The organism is Erwinia magellanica, assembly GCF_039023495.1.
Classification (GTDB): domain Bacteria; phylum Pseudomonadota; class Gammaproteobacteria; order Enterobacterales; family Enterobacteriaceae; genus Erwinia.
Map to the genome: position 1 here is coordinate 160377 of NZ_JBCHVC010000003.1, position 18065 is coordinate 178441.

An 18065-nucleotide genomic window follows, 5' to 3' on the forward strand; every position below is an offset into this window, starting at 1 on the left:
CGCGTCCGCCGCCATTTCCGGAAAGGTTTAATGAGCACATATCTTATCGGCGACGTTCACGGTTGCTATGATGAACTTCACTCTCTGCTGGAGCAGGTCGCGTTTGATCCGCAGCAGGATACGCTGTGGCTGACCGGCGATCTGGTTGCCCGCGGCCCTGGTTCGCTGGATGTCCTTCGCTATGTTCGCTCGCTGGGCGACTGCGTCCGGTTAGTGCTTGGCAACCACGATCTGCATCTTCTGGCAGTTTTTGCCGGTATCAGCCGCAATAAACCGAAAGATCGTCTTAATCCCTTGCTGGAAGCGGAAGATGCTGATGAGCTGATTAACTGGCTTCGCCGTCAGCCGCTGTTGCAGGTGGATGAAGAGAAAAAGCTGGTGATGGCGCACGCCGGGATCACGCCGCAGTGGGATATCGAAACAGCCCAGATGTGTGCCCGCGAAGTGGAAGCCGTGCTTTCCAGCGATACCTATCCGCTGTTTCTGGATGCCATGTACGGTGACATGCCGAACAACTGGACGCCGGAACTGACCGGTCTTGCCCGTCTGCGCTTCAGCACCAATGCGCTGACAAGAATGCGCTACTGCTTCCCTAACGGTCAGTTAGATATGATCTGTAAAGAGGCGCCGGGATCGGCCCCTCCCCCGCTAAAGCCGTGGTTTAACATTCCGGGGCCGGTCGTCCGTGATTACACCATTGTGTTTGGACACTGGGCTTCACTGGAAGGCAAAGGGACGCCGGAAGGCATTATCGGGCTGGATACTGGCTGCTGCTGGGGTGGGCCGCTGACGATGCTGCGCTGGGAAGATAAAACCTGGTTCGCTCAGCCTTCCAACCGCGAACGGGCCGTGGAAGAGTAGTGGCAGGCTGAATAAAGCCCCCCTGCCAGGAAAACCGCTGGCAGGGGGCGCTACGATAAAACTAGCGGCGCTCCAGAATTTCGAAACAGTAGCTGTGACTGTTCTTTTCATCCGCATCGTGGAATTCGCTGAACGTTGACTGCCACTCTTCCGGCTCAAAGTCCGGGAAGGTGGTGTCGCCCACCACTTCAGCATCAATATGCGTCAGATAAAGCTTGTCGGCCTGCGCCAGAAACTGTTCATAGATACGCCCACCGCCAATCACCATCACCTCTTCAGCCTCACCGGCTGCCTGCAAAGCTTCTTCAACAGAAGCGACCCAGGTTACGCCCTCCGCTGACGATGGCTGGCTGCTGATGACAATGTTCAGACGATCCGGCAGCGGACGTCCGATGGACTCCCAGGTACGTCGCCCCATGATCACAGGTTTATTCAGGGTGTGGCGTTTGAACCAGGCTAAATCCGCTGGCAGATGCCACGGCATGGCGTTGTCCATCCCTATCACACGGTCGGCCGCCATAGCGGCAATCAGGCTTATCATCTTGGAAACTCGGTAAGGTGTAAAATTGGCGCCATCATACGGAAAGGCGAAACTTTCGTCGATACCTCAGCAGCGGGATTTGCGTAAAGCTTCTGTAGGGTAACGTTTGCGTGGTATTTGCGCTGGCCGATAGCTGAAAAATGCCGCGAACGTGCTAGAATCCGCCCCTTAATTGCTACAGGATGCCACCATGTTAGAGACCAGCTTGATTATCGCCACAATTGCGGCCCTGGGCATGCTTTCTCCCGGCCCCGATTTCTTTCTGATTATCAAGAATGCCGCCCGCTATCCGCGCACTGCCGCTATGTTTACCGCGCTGGGAGTAACCTGCGCCGTGGCAACGCATATGGCTTATTGTGTGGCCGGTCTTGCCGTGGTGATCACCACCACGCCGTGGCTGTTTATGCTGCTGAAATATGTCGGCGCGGCTTATCTGATCTTTATAGGTATTCAGGCGTTGCTCTCACGCGGCAACAGCAAAATGGATCTCAGCAACGTAGCGCCGGAAACCACCTCGCTGAAGAAGGCGTTTATGCAGGGCTACCTCTGTAATCTGCTGAACCCTAAAGCCACGCTGTTTTTCCTGTCGATGTTTACTCAGGTGCTGAATGTGCATACCGGGCTGGGTGAGAAGATCTGGTACGCGGGGATCATTATTGCTCTTTGTGCTCTCTGGTGGCCTCTGCTGATTGTAATTATTCAGAGCGCACCGGTGCGTCGTGGTCTGGCGAAGGCGCAGAAGCTGATCGATAAGCTGCTGGGCGGCGTGCTGATAGCGCTGGGCATCAAGGTCGCACTTTCCTGATTTTCCGCCTGCGCTGAGCGCGTTCTTATAGTGAGAGAAAGCACCTCAGCCCGCTGATGCTGGCTGAGGTGAGGAGACCAAATCAGGCTCCTGATTTAGTCAGGTCGGCAAACTCTGCTTTCGCTTTCTGTAACTGCTCTGTAAACGCCGGCTCAGCATGCAGCCTTGCAACCACAGCAGAGGCGACAAGGCGGGCGGCAGTGACGTCACTCTGCCAGTGGTAGCCGCAAATGACCCGGCTTTGCCCCATTTCATACCCTCGCTTGAGGATCTCCCCTTGCCTGCCGATGTTCACTTCCGCCAGCACCAGCGCCGTTGCCCAGCCAATGGTGGTATGTCCTGAAGGATAAGAGCCATTTTTTGAGAGGGTGCTCTCTTCATCCGAGCGGCAGGTCGGTTCGTTATAAAAAGCAAAAGGCCGGATGCGCATATAGTGATCCTTGGCGGAACGGGTAGCCAGATCGCCAGCATCTTCGCGCATTTTCATCACCAGCCGGTAAATTTCCGGCGTTTTCTGTTTGTCGATCGTCATACCAAAGGCTTCTGATAACGCTTCCGCTACGCCGTCACCCGCCACATGGGCATCTTTCCAGGCCTGCTTACCTCTTGGCGTATTCCTCAACATTTTGCCCACGTCATATTGGGCTTTGTCATTGAGAAAATCCAGGCTGTCCATCGCGGGCGGCGGTGGCAGCAGCGCCAGGCTGTCTGGCGCCTGCCCCTCTTGCAGATAAAATCTGTCCGGCTGAGTGGTGACATCTTTAGCGGCCAGAGCCGACTGCCCAGCGGCCAGGCAGACCATTACCGTTAACAGTAATTTCTTCATTTTTTATTCTTCCAGAGTAATGTTATGCCGCTTCAGTGCGGAATTATGTAAGCCATTGAAAATATTATATCTGGACCATAATAGCGGAGGCAGGGCGTGGAAAACCGTAGCGGGATCACAGGCAAAAAAAATCCCTGCCTGAGCAGGGATTTATTCTGAGAGCTGGCTGGCTGAGGCATTTTGCTCCCGGCAGAAGCAGGAGCCTGCGCTTACTCAGCCTTTGATCTGTGCATGCATTTCCTGCACGGAGATAACCTGCTCCGTTGGATCTGCACTCAGCGAGTTCGCCGTGGCGAAACCGCCGTTCAGCGTGGTGTCATAGTGCACTTTGTATTGCAGAGCGCTGCGGCGAATAAGTTTGGAATCCGCAATCGCCTGGCGTCCTGCCGTGGTGTTCACAATATAAGCGTACTCGCCATTCTTCAGGCGATCCTGAATATGTGGACGCCCTTCATGCACCTTGTTTACCAGGCGTGGATTGATCCCCGCTTCACCCAGTACCACGGCGGTGCCGTGGGTGGCATCCAGTTCAAAGCCCAGCTTTTGCAGTCTGGCGGCCAGGTCAACGATGCGCTTTTTGTCGCCATCACGTACAGAGAGCAGCGCACGACCCGACTTCTTCATGTTGCTTTGCGCGCCGAGCATCGCTTTAGAGAACGCTTCCGCAAAGGTGCGGCCAACGCCCATCACTTCACCGGTTGAGCGCATTTCCGGGCCAAGGATAGGGTCAACGCCCTGGAACTTGTTGAACGGCAGCACCACTTCTTTTACAGAGTAGTAAGGAGGGATGATCTCCTCCGTCACGCCCTGCTCCGCCAGCGTCTTACCAGCCATAACGCGCGCGGCCACTTTCGCCAGCGGCATACCGGTTGCTTTGGAGACAAACGGCACGGTACGTGCAGCACGTGGGTTCACCTCAATCAGGTAAACTTCGTTATCTTTCACCGCGAACTGGACATTCATCAGACCGCGCACGCAAAGCTCGAAGGCCAGTTTCTCAACCTGCTGACGCATCACATCCTGGATCTCTTTGCTCAGCGTGTAGGCTGGCAATGAACAGGCGGAGTCACCGGAGTGCACGCCAGCCTGCTCGATATGTTCCATGATGCCGCCAATCAGCACGCGTTCGCCGTCGCAGATGGCATCCACATCCACTTCTACCGCGTCGTCCAGGAAGCGATCCAGCAGCACCGGAGCATCGTTAGAGACAGAGACAGCGGTGTGGAAGTAACGCTTCAGGTCGATTTCGTCATAGACGATTTCCATCGCACGCCCGCCCAGAACATAGGAAGGACGTACAACCAGCGGGTAACCAATGTCTGCCGCTTTCTCCACGGCCATTTCAATGGCTGTCACGGTGGCGTTGGCGGGCTGTTTCAGGCCCAGACGTTCAACGGCCTGCTGGAAGCGCTCACGGTCTTCTGCACGGTCAATGGCATCCGGGCTGGTGCCGATAATCGGTACGCCAGCGGCTTCCAGTTCACGGGCCAGCTTCAGTGGCGTCTGTCCGCCATACTGCACGATAACCCCTTTAGGCTTCTCTATGCGCACAATTTCCAGCACATCTTCCAGCGTCACCGGCTCGAAGTAGAGGCGGTCTGAAGTGTCGTAATCTGTTGAAACGGTTTCCGGGTTACAGTTGACCATGATGGTCTCGTAGCCATCTTCGCGCAGTGCCAGGGAGGCATGCACGCAGCAGTAGTCAAACTCAATGCCCTGCCCGATACGGTTTGGTCCGCCGCCCAGCACCATGATTTTTTCACGGTCGCTGTTAGGGTTGGATTCACACTCTTCCTCGTACGTTGAGTACATATAGGCAGTGTCTGTGGAGAATTCTGCCGCACAGGTATCGACGCGCTTGTAAACCGGATGCAGGTTGTACTGCTCGCGCAGCTTACGCACTTCTGATTCAGAGACGCCAGCCAGCGCCGAGAGACGCGCATCCGCAAAGCCTTTACGCTTCAGCGTGCGCAGGAAGTCAGCGGTCAGGCCATTAACGCCTTCATGAGCAACCTGCTCCTCCAGCTGCACCAGCTCCTCAATCTGTACCAGGAACCAGCGGTCGATGTTGGTCAGGCTGAATACTTCTTCCACGTTCATACCGGCGCGGAAGGCGTCGGCAATGTACCAGATACGATCGGAACCGGCGTCTTTCAGCTCACGGCGGATAAGCGTCATCGCTTCCGGATCGTTGCGGTCCACTTTCGGGTCGAAGCCGTGAGCGCCCACTTCCAGACCGCGCAGCGCTTTCTGCATCGATTCCTGCAAGGTGCGGCCAATCGCCATCACTTCGCCTACCGATTTCATCTGTGTGGTCAGTCGGTCGTTAGCGCCCGCAAACTTCTCGAAGTTAAAGCGAGGGATTTTGGTAACAACGTAGTCGATAGAGGGTTCGAACGAGGCTGGCGTACGGCCGCCAGTAATATCGTTCATCAGCTCATCAAGCGTATAGCCTACGGCCAGCTTGGCGGCGATTTTCGCAATCGGGAAGCCAGTGGCTTTGGAAGCCAGCGCCGAAGAACGGGAAACACGCGGGTTCATTTCAATGATGATCAGACGGCCATTTTCCGGGTTTACCGAGAACTGTACGTTAGAGCCGCCGGTTTCCACACCGATTTCACGCAGTACCGCCATCGAGGCGTTACGCATGATCTGATACTCTTTGTCAGTCAGCGTCTGAGCAGGCGCCACGGTGATGGAGTCACCGGTGTGAATGCCCATCGCATCGAAGTTTTCGATTGAGCAGACGATGATGCAGTTATCGTTTTTATCGCGCACGACCTCCATCTCGTACTCTTTCCAGCCAATCAGCGACTCATCAATCAGCAGCTCATTGGTTGGCGACAGGTCGAGACCGCGCTCGCAAATCTCTTCAAACTCTTCACGGTTGTAGGCGATCCCGCCGCCCGATCCGCCCATGGTAAAGGAGGGACGAATGATGCAGGGGAAACCTACATCAGCGGCCACCGCCAGCGCTTCTTCCATGGTATGCGCGATACCGGAACGCGCGGTCTCCAGACCGATTTTTTTCATCGCCACATCAAAACGGCGACGATCTTCCGCTTTATCAATCGCATCGGCGGTGGCACCAATCATGGTCACGCCAAATTCTTCCAGCACGCCCTGGCGCTCCAGCTCCAGCGCACAGTTCAGCGCCGTCTGGCCGCCCATGGTTGGCAGCACGGCATCAGGACGCTCTTTTTCGATAATTTTGCGCACGACTTCCCAGTGGATAGGCTCGATATAGGTTGCATCAGCCATGTCCGGATCGGTCATGATGGTCGCCGGGTTAGAGTTCACCAGCACCACGCGGTAGCCTTCTTCACGCAGGGCTTTACAGGCCTGTGCGCCAGAGTAGTCAAATTCGCAAGCCTGGCCGATAACGATCGGGCCAGCGCCGAGGATCAGGATACTTTTTATGTCGGTACGTTTTGGCATGTTGTCGCTCCTGATTATTTAGCGGTAGAACGGTAAGCTTCGATCAGTTCGATAAAGTGATCGAACAATGGCGCGGCATCGGCCGGCCCCGGACTGGCTTCAGGGTGGCCCTGGAAGCTGAATGCCGGCTTATCGGTGCGGTGGATACCCTGTACCGTATTGTCAAACAGCGAGGTGTGTGTCACGCGCAGATTGGCTGGCAGGTTGCTGTCATCTACCGCAAAACCGTGGTTCTGTGCGGTGATCATAACGGTATCTCTCTCCAGGTCTTTTACCGGGTGGTTGCCGCCGTGGTGGCCCAGCTTCATCTTCACGGTTTTCGCCCCGCTGGCCAGCGCCAGCAGCTGGTGGCCCAGACAGATACCGAATACCGGTACATCAGTTTCCAGGAACGCCTTAATCGCCTCGATAGCGTAATCGCAGGGTTCCGGATCCCCCGGACCATTCGAGAGGAAAATACCGTCCGGGTTCATCTTCAGCACCTCTTCCGCTGGAGTCTGTGCCGGAACCACCGTCAGGCGGCAGCCGCGATCCACCAGCATCCGCAGGATATTGCGCTTTACGCCATAGTCGTAAGCAACAACGTGGAAAGGCAGTTCCGCTTCCTGTTTCGCTTCCGGCAACCCCTCCAGCGTCCAGCTGCCCTGCATCCAGCGGTAGCTTTCACCGATAGTGACTTCTTTCGCCAGGTCCATTCCCTTCAGGCCGGGAAACGCCTTAGCCTGCTGCAAGGCAAATTCCGCATCTGGCGCATCGCCGGCAATGATACAGCCGTTCTGCGCCCCTTTTTCGCGCAGCAAGCGGGTCAGCTTACGCGTATCGATATCGGCAATCCCCACAATGTTCAGGCGCTTCAGGTAGTCTGACAGCCCCTCTTCATTACGGAAGTTGCTGGCAATCAGCGGCAGGTCGCGGATCACCAGACCCTGAGCATGTACCTGAGAAGATTCTTCGTCAGCGGAGTTGGTGCCGACATTGCCGATATGAGGATAAGTAAGAGTAACGATCTGGCGGGAATAGGAAGGATCAGTGAGGATTTCTTGATAACCGGTCATTGAAGTGTTGAAAACAACTTCTCCCACTGCCGAACCTGTTGCCCCGATGGCCCGACCGTGAAATTGGGTTCCGTCTTCCAGAACCAATAGCGCTGACTTAATCAAAACATCCTCCTGAGAATAAACAGTCACATTATTTGCATATTAATTCATGACGAACCCATAAATCAATGCAAAAACCGCCTGAGTTCTCGATTTTTGGCAAATTGCGCGCATTCTAATGATCGCCCACCCCATTGTCTACCCTGCTGGCGAGTTTTTCATAGGTTTTTACTCAACTGGTGAGTAAATCGGAAGATTTACTGCAAAAGGAGCACTCATTGCGCTCATAAAACCGGTTGCGTTAACAAATGCACATAAGAAAGAGAACGAGAGGAGGAAAAAGTGGACCAAATGGTCAAAATTAACCTCAGAGCGAGGTAAAAAGAGGAGATAACTTACTTTAATGACAACCAGACCATCAGATAAAAGCCAAATGCATATTATTAAAAAATAAAAAGGGCAATAAAATTATTGCCCATCCAATCAGAAAGTTATGATTGAAATAACCACATCACGATGGTGCACAACACTTATAAATCATCAAGATTAAGCACATTTCTCATATCATAAAGACCAGCATTCTTACCTTTTAACCATTCAGCGGCCCGAACAGCCCCTTTTGCAAATGTCATCCGGCTTGAAGCCTTATGGGTTATCTCTACACGCTCGCCAATATCAGCAAAGATAGCGGTATGCTCGCCGACAATGTCACCAGCACGAACGGTCGCAAAACCGATGGTCTGCGCTTTACGCTCACCGGTATGCCCTTCACGGGCATAGACGGCATGGTCATTAAGATCCCACTCCATGGCATCCGCAATCGCTTCGCCCATGGCCAGCGCGGTGCCCGAAGGGGCATCGACTTTATGGCGATGGTGCGCTTCCACAATTTCGATATCAGCGTAATCACCCATCACTTTGGCGGCTTTCTCCAGCAGTTTAAGCACCAGGTTAACGCCCACGCTGAAGTTAGCAGCAAATACCACAGCAATATGCTGCGATGCTTCTTTGATAGCAGCTTTACCTGCCTCATCAAAACCGGTGGTGCCGATCACCATCGCTTTCTGGTGCTGGCGGCAGAACGCCAGGTAAGCCAGCGTGCCTTCAGGACGGGTGAAGTCGATCAGCACGTCAAAATCTTTTACTACAGCTTCCAGGCTGTCGCTGATTTTCACGTTCAGCGCCCCTGTTCCGGCCAGCTCACCGGCATCAACGCCCACCAGCGAAGAGCCTTCACGCACCAGCGCTGCACCTAAGCACACCCCTTCCGCCTCCTGTGCTGCCTGAATTAACTGACGTCCCATGCGTCCTGAGGCGCCCACTATAGCGAGGCGGATTTGTGCATTGTTCATTTTGAATCCCTGTATAAAGTCTGTGCATGCAAAGCGAAGACAGGTTAACCATGCGCTAACCGGCGCGCCACCATAAAAACAGCATAATAAGAATTTTATGCCAGCCGCGATGCATTATCAGTAAAACAAATTTTAGAGGGGTTTGATCGGAGGGAGTGAGGGTAAGGTTAAAGACAGCTGCGGTGGCACGGCGTCGGCACAGAGCGCGTTATCCGAGACGCCGTGAATCTTTCCATGGAAGCTTGGATGCCGCATCCCTGCGGCATACACTCGGCTAACGCGCTCTGTGCCGCCACCCAATGATTTCAGTGCAATTGGTAAGCCGGATGAACACACAGGTCAGAGTCGGGCTTTGAAACAGGCCACAGTGAAGATTGTGGCAAGGAAGAGCGGGCAGATAAGCAGAGGCTAAGCGGCATGGAGGCTGCCGGGCAGCGTCAGGTAAGGAGGCATGGCATTTTTGTGTTCAGCCCGATCTTCCTGACCAGGCCACCCTCAACACAGACAACATGCCTTTATTCAAAGGTAATACTCAAGAGCTGCCGGCTGTTACTCGACCTGACGCACTTCCACACGCAGCTCTTTGGGCACTTCAAAGACGATATTCTCTTCGCGGCCAATCAGCTCGATGGCTGCTTCACCTCCCAGCTCACGCAGGCGCTGGATCACTTCCTGTACCAGAATATCTGGCGCAGAAGCCCCCGCCGTTACCCCCACACAGCTTACACCCTTGACCCACTCTTCCTGAATGTCTTCAGCAGAGTCGATCAGCCGCGCCAGCTTACCGGCACGCTGGGCCAGTTCTGCCAGACGGTTAGAGTTTGACGAATTCCGCGACCCCACAACCAGCACCACATCGGCATCTTTTGCCAGTGTGCGAACCGCTTCCTGCCGGTTGGTGGTGGCGTAGCAGATATCATCTTTACGTGGACCGATGATTTTCGGGAAACGGGCACGCAGCGCATCGATAACCTCGTAGGTATCATCGACGGAAAGCGTGGTCTGCGTCATAAAGCTCAGGTTGTTCTCATCCTTCACCTGCAACTTGTAAACGTCTTCCGGCGCTTCAACAAGGTACATGCCCCCTTTCGGGTTGCTGTACTGCCCCATGGTGCCTTCCACTTCCGGGTGCCCTGCGTGACCAATCAGGATCGCTTCCGTACCCTTACGGCTGGCGCGCGCCACTTCCATATGCACTTTGGTCACCAGCGGACAGGTCGCATCGAACAGCATTGTCAGATCGCGCGCTTTAGCTTCTGCCCGCACCGCCTGAGATACGCCGTGCGCAGAGAAAATCAGGATCGCGCCATCCGGCACTTCCCCGATATCCTCGATAAAGATTGCGCCACGCTCGCGCAGACTGTTTACCACATAGCGATTATGCACCACTTCATGCCGCACGTAGATCGGTGCGCCGTACATCTCCAGCGCACGCTCCACAATGCTGATGGCGCGGTCAACACCGGCACAAAAACCGCGAGGGTTAGCCAGCAGGATTTGCATTTTTCGCCTCCAGTACCGGATCGATTTCCAGTACTTCAACTTCGAAGTGAATAGTCTGCCCGGCCAGCGGATGGTTGAAATCCACGGTGATCGAATCACCGGAAATTTCGCGGATCACGCCCGGCATTTCGTTACCATCCATGCCGCTGAACAGCATAATGGCACCGATTTCAGGCTCGCCCGCCTGGGTAAAATCGCGGCGGGAGAAGTATTGGATCAGGTCCGGGCTGCTCTGACCGAAGGCATCATCTGCGTCCAGCGAGAAGGCTGTTTTCTCACCAACTTTCAGCCCCAGCAGGTGCGACTCCAGCCCTTCAGAGAGGCTACCGTCTCCCAGACTGAACAGGGCTGGCTTGCCATTGTTACGGGTGGATTCCGCCGTAGAGCCATCTTCCAGCTTTAAGGTGAAATGCACCAGCACCGCGCTTTCGCGCTGCACAGAATCAGTCATACCCTGCCCTTAAGTTTTAGCCTGTTTGCCGGACGTGCTGAAAAAACCTTCCAGCACGATCAGTGCGGCACCAATACAGATGCCGCAGTCAGCGATATTAAAAGTGGCGAAATGCCAGTCGCCCACATAGAAGTCGATAAAATCGACCACAAAGCCATGATACGCCCGGTCAAACAGGTTGCCCAACGCGCCGCCAGCGATCAGCGCGTAAGCAATATTGTTTAACTTATTGCTGGCTGCGGTGCGGTACATCATCACCAGCAGCGCCACGACTATCGCGACGGCAATGCCGGCAAAGAACCAGCGCTGCCAGCCGCCTTTATCTGCCAGGAAGCTGAAAGCCGCCCCGTAGTTATGCGCATAGAAGAAGTTGAAAAATGGCATCACTGACATCGACTCATGCAGCATCAGCGTGTTCATAATCCACTGCTTGCTGGCGAAGTCGATGGCAATGACCACCACTATCAACCAGACCCAGCGTAAACCGGTCGAGAAAATAGGTTTACTCATCAGGCAAACTTACGCTGTTCGCCAGCGCCAGCAATGTTGGTGGCACAACGGGCGCACACATCCGGATGCTCAGCATTCTGACCAATGTCCGTAGTGTAATGCCAGCAGCGTGGGCATTTCTCGCCTTCCGCTTTGTGCAGCGCGATTTTCAGACCTTTCACCAGCTCGCTCTGCTGCGCTTCTTCGGTAGCCAGCGCATAGTCAGCGACCTGTGCACCTGAAGTCAGCAGCACGAAACGCAGCTCATCACCCAGGCTGGTCAGCTTCTGCGCCAGATCGGCATCGGCATAGAGCGTCACGCCAGCTTCCAGCGAGCCGCCCAGGCGCTTGTCAGCACGCGCCTGCTCAATCACCTTGTTGACTTCACCGCGCACTTTCAGCAGCTCAGCCCAGTAACTGTCGTTCATCGGCTCGTTATCCGCCAGGCCAAACAGCCCGTCGAACCACTCTTCGGTGAAGACATACTTCGCGCGCTTGCCTGGCAGCTCACCCCAGATCTCATCGGCGGTAAACGACATGATCGGCGCCATCCAGCGCACCAGCGCCTCGGCAATGTAGTAGAGCGCGGTCTGGCAGCTACGGCGCGCCAGGCCATCCGCTTTCGCGGTGTACTGACGGTCTTTAATGATATCAAGATAGAACGAGCCCATCTCAATAGAGCAGAACTGCATCAGACGCTGTACCACTTCATGGAAGTCGTAGCTCTCGTAAGAGGCGAGGATCTCTTCCTGCGCCGCTTTCGCCCGTCCTACAGCCCAGCGGTCCAGCACCACCATCTCTTCTGGCTTCACCAGGTCGGTTTCAGGATTGAAGCCGTTCAGGTTCGCCAGCAAGAAGCGCGCGGTATTACGAATACGGCGATAGGAGTCGGCAGAACGCTTAAGGATCTCGTCAGAAACGGCCATCTCGCCCGAATAGTCGGTAGAGGCGACCCACAGACGCAGGATGTCGCCACCCAGCTTGTTCATCACATCCTGCGGAGAAACGGTGTTACCGATCGATTTCGACATCTTGCGGCCCTGACCATCAACGGTGAAGCCGTGGGTCAGTACCTGACGATAAGGCGCCTTGCCTTTCATCGCCGTGGAAATCATCAGAGAAGACATAAACCAGCCGCGATGCTGATCTGAACCTTCCAGATACATATCCGGAGTATGGCCGCCGAATTCCGGACGGGCATCCACCACCGAGTAGCTGGTTGATCCTGAGTCAAACCACACGTCCAGGGTATCCGGGACTTTAACGTAGTTTTCTGCCTCTTCGCCCATCAGCTCTTTGCTATCCAGATCCCACCAGGCCTGTATGCCATCCTGCTCAACACGCTGAGCCACTTTTTCCATCAGCTCCAGCGTATCGGGGTGCAGCTGCTCACTCTCTTTATGAACGAACAGCGCCATCGGCACGCCCCAGGTACGCTGGCGTGAGATGCACCAGTCCGGACGGTTAGCCACCATCGACTCAATACGCGCCTGGCCCCAGTCCGGGATCCACTGCACGCCTTTGATCTCTTTCAACGACTGCGCCCGCAGCCCTTTCTGATCCATGCTGATAAACCACTGTGGGGTAGCACGGAAGATGATTGGCGTTTTGTGGCGCCAGCAGTGCGGGTAGCTGTGCAGCAGCTTCTCAACGTGCAGCAGCGCGCCCTTTTCACGCAGCAGCTCAACGATCATATCATTGGCTTTAAAGACGTTTACGCCGTCCAGCGTCGGATAAGTACCCGGCAGGAATCTGCCGTCCGGCCCTACCGGATTAGCGGTTTCGATACCATATTTCTGGCCAATAACGTAGTCATCAGGACCGTGGCCGGGTGCTGTATGCACCGCACCAGTACCCGCTTCCAGCGTAACATGTTCGCCCAGTACAACAGGTGAGATGTGATCCAGGAAAGGATGCTGGAAGGGTTGCAGCTCAAGCTCTGCGCCTCGTGTTTCGCCAAGAACCTGCCATTGCGCAATACCGGCACGCTTCATCACGCTTTCAACCAGATCTTTCGCCAGGATCAGCGCGCGGCCTTCAATCTGCACCAGCTGGTAGTCGAACTCCGGATGCAGCGAGATAGCGCGGTTAGCGGGCATGGTCCACGGCGTGGTGGTCCAGATAACCAGTGAAACCGGCCCTTCAGCCTGGGTCACGCCAAATTTGGCCTGTACCACATCTTTATCGACCGCATTGAACATCACATCGATAGAGGGAGAAGTTTTGTCGTAGTACTCAACCTCGGCCTCAGCCAGCGCAGAACGACAGTCCATGCACCAGTGCACCGGCTTGGCGCCTTTATGCAGATGGCCGTTACCGATGATCTTACTCAGCGCACGAATGATATTGGCTTCGGTTTTGAAGTTCATCGTCAGGTAAGGACGATCCCAGTCGCCCAGTACGCCCAGACGGATAAAATCTTTTTTCTGGCCTTCAACCTGTTCAGCGGCGTATTCACGGCAGGCAGCACGGAACTCAGCCGCGGTGACTTTCTCACCCGGCTTGCCAATCATCTGCTCAACTTTGTGTTCAATAGGCAGACCGTGGCAGTCCCAACCCGGCACGTAAGGCGAGTCAAAGCCCGCCAGCCCTTTGGACTTGACGATAATGTCTTTCAGAATCTTGTTAACTGAGTGACCAATATGAATGCTGCCGTTCGCATAGGGAGGGCCATCATGCAGGATAAAGGTTTTTTTCCCTTTCTTGGCTTCGCGGATGATGCCGTAAAGATTGTCATCATACCAACGTTGCAGCATTCCCGGTTCGCGTTTGGCCAGATCGCCACGCATCGGGAACCCCGTTTCCGGCAAATTCAGGGTAGATTTATAGTCACTCATCAGATTCTCGATTCCGTATTTCGGTTCGGTTTAAACCGGTGTTTTCAGCCCAAAAAACGTTCGGGCGCTCACCACATCTTTAGCAATTTGCTCTTTAAGCGCGTCCAGCGAGGCAAAACGCTGCTCATTACGAATTTTTTTAGCGATCGCCACCTCTATATGGCGACCGTACAGATCCATTGCAACGTCCAGCAGGTGAACTTCCAGCTGCTGACGCAGGCCGGCGACCGTGGGACGCGTACCAATATTGGCAACGCCTGGCAGCGGCTTATCGCCCAGGCCATACACTTCAACGGCATAGACCCCTCTTACCGGCGAGAGATAGCGTCTTAGCGGCAGGTTGGCGGTAGGAAAGCCTATCGTGCGGCCCAGCGCATCGCCATGAACTACCCGACCAGAAATCGTGTAGGGATGGCCAAGAAGCGAGGCCGCCAGCGGCAGATCGTCTTCCGCCAGCGCCTGACGCACGGCCGTACTGCTGATGCGTATGCCGCCGTCACAAAAGGTCTGGGTACTGATGACATCAAAGCCATAGTTTACGCCAGCCGTCTGTAATAGCAGGAAATCCCCCTGACGACCAGCACCAAAACGGAAGTCATCACCCACGGCGAGAAACTTCACGTCAAGCTTCTCCACCAGCAAATCGGCGACAAAACTCTCCGCTGTCTGCGCGGCGAAATGGCGATCGAAACGCACGCAGAGCACCGCATCCACGCCCGCTTCGCTCAGGTAACGGACTTTGTCCCGCAGGCGTGTCAGCCTGACGGGCGCTTTGTCGGCCGCAAACAGCTCAAGCGGCTGCGGCTCAAAGATCATTACCACCACCGGCAAATTGCGCTGGCGGCCTTCTTCACACAGTCGGGAAAGCAGTGCCTGATGGCCACGGTGGACGCCATCGAAATTACCGATGGTCAGTACGCAGCCGCGATGCTGCTCCCTAAGGTTATGTATGCCGCGGATAAACTTCATGGCTGGCTCAAATTTGTGGAAATCGGCGGATTATACCAATTACAGCCCGGAAGGTTAACCCGCGAATGCGGCTTTAGCCCGTTTATCCCGCCATTTTCTCCGGCAAACCCTGCCCGCGTGAGCCATTCACATTTATCTTGTGAATAAGCTGTATTCATTGGCATGAAGCTGATAGAATCTTGCGCCATCGAAACGTAACCAAGTGTCGTTTTTTTAGCGACGCTTATTTGCACAAATCCATTGACAACCATGGGCGAAAGAGGCATATTCCTCGGCCTTTGAATTGTCCTCATAGAACTATTTGGGAGTTGGACCTTGGCTAATATCAAATCAGCTAAGAAACGCGCAGTAACGTCTGAGAAGCGTCGTAAGCACAACGCTAGCCGTCGTTCAATGTTGCGTACTTTTATCAAGAAAGTCTACGCGGCTATCGCTACTGGCGATAAAGCGGCTGCGCAGAATGCATTTAATGAAATGCAACCAATCGTGGACCGTCAGGCAGCTAAAGGCCTGATCCACAAAAACAAAGCTGCACGTCATAAAGCAAACCTGACTGCACAGATCAACAAACTGGCTTAATCGCCACGCTGTTAATCGGCTTTGATAAAGAAACCGGCGCTGCCGGTTTTTTTATGTCCGCTTTTTATGAAAACAGCGCAGTGAAATCCTTGTTACAAATACGCTGCACGGCGGGATGTTGGATCATTCGCTCGGCAAAAATCACGTGATACTCCTCCACCAGGCTCTCAATCCTGCCCAGTTCAACAATTTCTTTTTCAGCATAAATGTCATCACCGTAACGGGATGGCGCAACAAAAATCGCATTATGGCTCGCACCAAAGGCTGTCATCAGCGCGGCATCATCAAACTCGCCCAGAATATCCACCTCCAGCCCCTGCGTCTGAAACCAGTTCAGTAGCTGGCGTCCCAGCATGTAACGCCGTCCGGGGATCAGCAATTTACGCTGCTCAAGGCAGGCAGGGAAAGGCAGATCGGGAACCGGTGCCTGACACCAGAAGCTGACACTGCACTCGCCCAGCTTGACGGAAAACAACCCGGCCTGCTGCGTGGAGTCTATCGGGCAGTCGGAGAGGATCATATCCAGCTTGTGCTGGCTGAGCTGCTCCAGCAGCATCTCATGGGTGGACTCAAAACAGCGAAGGTGGATGTTTTCATCCTCCACTACCGCCGTTTTCAGTACCTGGCTCACCAGCCGCTTGGAGAGAACATCCGCTACGCCAACATCAAACAGCAGGCTCGCCTCTTTACGGTAGTTAACGATATCCAGCATCTCCTGGCTGAGCTGGAACATCCGGTCCGCATAGCGAAAAACTAACTGCCCCAGCTCAGAGGGCACCAGCCCCCTTCCCTGCCGTTTAAACAGTTTGCCCTGTAGCCGCTCTTCCAGCGCCTTGATCTGGCCGGTAATGGTCTGAGGCGTCAGATTCAGGGCATCTGCCGCCCCTACCACCGACCCGGCTTTACAAACCTGCCAGAAATAGTAGAGATGGTTGAAATTGATGTGTGACATACGCGCCTCCCTGATGGCGATATCAAGCGCGGCCAGCAGAAGCTGGCCGCTATCTCATTACCTGAGTTTGACTCGCAACAGCGAATAGCCCACAACTGCTGACACAATCGAACCGGTAAGGATACCCAGCTTGGCCAGCGTCACCATCTCTTCATGTGCGGCATCAAAGGCCAGCGAAGCGATAAAGATCGACATGGTGAAACCAATCCCGCACAGCAGGCCAACAGCAGCGATATCCTGCATTCGGGTTCCTTCCGGCAGCGCGGCAACCCGCATTTTGATCGCCAGCCAGCAGATCAGGGTGATCCCCAACGGCTTGCCGATAAACAGCCCAAGAATGATCCCCAGCGGAACATCAGAGAGCAGCCCGTTGAGAGAGACGCCAGCCAGCGAAACGCCCGCATTGGCGAAAGCAAACAGCGGTAAAATCAGCCAGCTCACCCAGGGAGCCAGACCATGCGCCAGATGCATGGCCGGTGAATGGCCATTCTCTTTTTTCAACGGTACGCAGAAGCCAATGATAACGCCTGCAACCGTGGCATGAATGCCCGATTTCAGCACTGCCACCCACAGCACCACCCCTACCAGCATGTAGAGCGAAATGCTGCGTACGCCCAGCTTATTCAACAGGATCAGCACTGCCGTTGCGGCACCGGCCACGGCCAGCGAGGTCAGAGAGAGATCCTGGGTGTAGAAGAAAGCGATGATCAGAATAGCGCCGAGATCGTCAATGACCGCCAGCGCCATCAGGAACATTTTCAGGGCGGGCGGCACGCGGCTGCCTAACAGAGCAAGGATACCCAGTGCAAAGGCAATATCGGTTGCGGTAGGGATTGCCCAGCCGTTGCTGGCAAGCGGATCGCTATGATTGAGCGCCGCGAAGATCAATCCTGGTGCCAGCATACCGCCTAAGGCAGCAATCAGGGGAAACATCGCCCGTTCGCGCGTGGCGAGCGATCCTGAAACCAGCTCATGTTTTACCTCGAGGCCAATCATCAGGAAAAAGATCGCCATCAGCGCATCGTTGATCCATAACAGCAGGTTTTTACTGATATCCAGGCTGCCGAAGCGGAACTCAACCGGCACGTTCAGTATTGACTGGTAAATCTGCTGCGTCCCGGCATTATTCGCCAGGAACATCGCAATTGCCGCAGCGATGATCAGAACCACCCCGCCGGTGGCTTCATTTTTCAGTAATCTTTTTAAAGCTGAATTCATCAGAGCATTCCGTTAACAAAGTGATGAAAGAAAGTAGCGCCAGCATACTCGTTTTAACCGATCGTAAAAAACAGTTTATACCCGCTTAACACTTCACTATTTCCGAAGTATAGCGGCAAACTGAGCCGCAGGCGGCTCTTCAGCAGA

The 18065-nt window shown here is 54.6% G+C and carries 15 protein-coding genes; 3 read left to right on the forward strand and 12 right to left on the reverse strand.

The window, feature by feature from the left end:
• Positions 1-30 precede the first annotated feature (30 nt).
• Positions 31-861: a bis(5'-nucleosyl)-tetraphosphatase (symmetrical) ApaH gene (gene apaH, locus AAH450_RS12430; protein WP_342910502.1), complete on the forward strand. Its 831-nt coding sequence runs from the start codon at positions 31-33 to the stop codon at positions 859-861.
• Positions 862-922: 61 nt separating this feature from the next.
• Here the strand turns inward: apaH and folA are convergent, their stop codons facing one another.
• Complete coding sequence (gene folA, locus AAH450_RS12435) at positions 923-1402, reverse strand: type 3 dihydrofolate reductase (protein WP_342910503.1); 480 nt, start codon at positions 1400-1402, stop codon at positions 923-925.
• Between the two features lie 190 nt (positions 1403-1592).
• Between folA and AAH450_RS12440 the strand changes: the two genes are divergently transcribed.
• On the forward strand, positions 1593-2207 hold the full coding sequence (locus tag AAH450_RS12440; protein ID WP_342910504.1) for a LysE family translocator: 615 nt from the start codon (positions 1593-1595) through the stop codon (positions 2205-2207).
• Positions 2208-2289: 82 nt separating this feature from the next.
• Here the strand turns inward: AAH450_RS12440 and AAH450_RS12445 are convergent, their stop codons facing one another.
• The 9 genes from AAH450_RS12445 to ribF form a co-directional block, all read right to left on the reverse strand.
• The gene (locus tag AAH450_RS12445) at positions 2290-3033 is read right to left on the reverse strand and encodes an acid phosphatase (protein ID WP_342910505.1); all 744 of its coding nucleotides are present in this window, start codon (positions 3031-3033) and stop codon (positions 2290-2292) included.
• A gap of 213 nt (positions 3034-3246) precedes the next feature.
• Positions 3247-6471, reverse strand: a complete 3225-nt coding sequence (gene carB, locus AAH450_RS12450) for a carbamoyl-phosphate synthase large subunit (protein WP_342910506.1) — start codon at positions 6469-6471, stop codon at positions 3247-3249.
• 14 nt (positions 6472-6485) lie between these two features.
• The gene (carA, locus tag AAH450_RS12455; protein ID WP_342910507.1) at positions 6486-7631 is read right to left on the reverse strand and encodes a glutamine-hydrolyzing carbamoyl-phosphate synthase small subunit; all 1146 of its coding nucleotides are present in this window, start codon (positions 7629-7631) and stop codon (positions 6486-6488) included.
• Between the two features lie 467 nt (positions 7632-8098).
• Complete coding sequence (gene dapB, locus AAH450_RS12460; RefSeq protein WP_342910508.1) at positions 8099-8920, reverse strand: 4-hydroxy-tetrahydrodipicolinate reductase; 822 nt, start codon at positions 8918-8920, stop codon at positions 8099-8101.
• A gap of 549 nt (positions 8921-9469) precedes the next feature.
• Positions 9470-10423, reverse strand: a complete 954-nt coding sequence (ispH, locus tag AAH450_RS12465; RefSeq protein WP_342910509.1) for a 4-hydroxy-3-methylbut-2-enyl diphosphate reductase — start codon at positions 10421-10423, stop codon at positions 9470-9472.
• A complete protein-coding gene (gene fkpB, locus AAH450_RS12470) occupies positions 10404-10874 on the reverse strand; it encodes an FKBP-type peptidyl-prolyl cis-trans isomerase (protein ID WP_318788757.1) in 471 nt (156 codons plus the stop codon). Before fkpB ends, ispH begins: the two co-directional genes overlap by 20 nt.
• A gap of 9 nt (positions 10875-10883) precedes the next feature.
• Entirely contained in the window at positions 10884-11384 is a 501-nt protein-coding gene (gene lspA, locus AAH450_RS12475; RefSeq protein ID WP_342910510.1) for a signal peptidase II, read from the reverse strand.
• The gene (gene ileS / locus AAH450_RS12480; protein WP_342910511.1) at positions 11384-14200 is read right to left on the reverse strand and encodes an isoleucine--tRNA ligase; all 2817 of its coding nucleotides are present in this window, start codon (positions 14198-14200) and stop codon (positions 11384-11386) included. Before ileS ends, lspA begins: the two co-directional genes overlap by 1 nt.
• A 30-nt stretch (positions 14201-14230) precedes the next feature.
• Entirely contained in the window at positions 14231-15169 is a 939-nt protein-coding gene (ribF, locus tag AAH450_RS12485; RefSeq protein ID WP_342910512.1) for a bifunctional riboflavin kinase/FAD synthetase, read from the reverse strand.
• Between the two features lie 315 nt (positions 15170-15484).
• On the opposite strand from ribF, the gene rpsT reads away from it, so the two are divergent.
• A complete protein-coding gene (gene rpsT, locus AAH450_RS12490) occupies positions 15485-15748 on the forward strand; it encodes a 30S ribosomal protein S20 (protein ID WP_025901190.1) in 264 nt (87 codons plus the stop codon).
• A 64-nt stretch (positions 15749-15812) separates the two neighbouring features.
• Here the strand turns inward: rpsT and nhaR are convergent, their stop codons facing one another.
• Positions 15813-16700 carry a transcriptional activator NhaR gene (gene nhaR, locus AAH450_RS12495; RefSeq protein ID WP_342910513.1) on the reverse strand — a complete coding sequence of 296 codons (888 nt, stop codon included), beginning with the start codon at positions 16698-16700 and terminating at the stop codon, positions 15813-15815.
• A 57-nt stretch (positions 16701-16757) separates the two neighbouring features.
• Complete coding sequence (nhaA, locus tag AAH450_RS12500) at positions 16758-17918, reverse strand: Na+/H+ antiporter NhaA (RefSeq protein ID WP_342910514.1); 1161 nt, start codon at positions 17916-17918, stop codon at positions 16758-16760.
• Positions 17919-18065: the final 147 nt, after the last annotated feature.

Bases quoted from the DNA above. Each gene is read 5' to 3' on its own strand.
- apaH (WP_342910502.1), top strand. From the start codon at position 31: ATGAGCACATATCTTATCGGCGACGTTCACGGTTGCTATGATGAACTT.
- ribF (WP_342910512.1), bottom strand. From the start codon at position 15,169: ATGAAGTTTATCCGCGGCATACATAACCTTAGGGAGCAGCATCGCGGC.
- nhaR (WP_342910513.1), bottom strand. From the start codon at position 16,700: ATGTCACACATCAATTTCAACCATCTCTACTATTTCTGGCAGGTTTGT.
- AAH450_RS12440 (WP_342910504.1), top strand. From the start codon at position 1,593: ATGTTAGAGACCAGCTTGATTATCGCCACAATTGCGGCCCTGGGCATG.
- dapB (WP_342910508.1), bottom strand. From the start codon at position 8,920: ATGAACAATGCACAAATCCGCCTCGCTATAGTGGGCGCCTCAGGACGC.
- lspA (WP_342910510.1), bottom strand. From the start codon at position 11,384: ATGAGTAAACCTATTTTCTCGACCGGTTTACGCTGGGTCTGGTTGATA.
- ileS (WP_342910511.1), bottom strand. From the start codon at position 14,200: ATGAGTGACTATAAATCTACCCTGAATTTGCCGGAAACGGGGTTCCCG.
- carB (WP_342910506.1), bottom strand. From the start codon at position 6,471: ATGCCAAAACGTACCGACATAAAAAGTATCCTGATCCTCGGCGCTGGC.
- folA (WP_342910503.1), bottom strand. From the start codon at position 1,402: ATGATAAGCCTGATTGCCGCTATGGCGGCCGACCGTGTGATAGGGATG.
- nhaA (WP_342910514.1), bottom strand. From the start codon at position 17,918: ATGAATTCAGCTTTAAAAAGATTACTGAAAAATGAAGCCACCGGCGGG.
- AAH450_RS12445 (WP_342910505.1), bottom strand. From the start codon at position 3,033: ATGAAGAAATTACTGTTAACGGTAATGGTCTGCCTGGCCGCTGGGCAG.
- ispH (WP_342910509.1), bottom strand. From the start codon at position 10,423: ATGCAAATCCTGCTGGCTAACCCTCGCGGTTTTTGTGCCGGTGTTGAC.
- fkpB (WP_318788757.1), bottom strand. From the start codon at position 10,874: ATGACTGATTCTGTGCAGCGCGAAAGCGCGGTGCTGGTGCATTTCACC.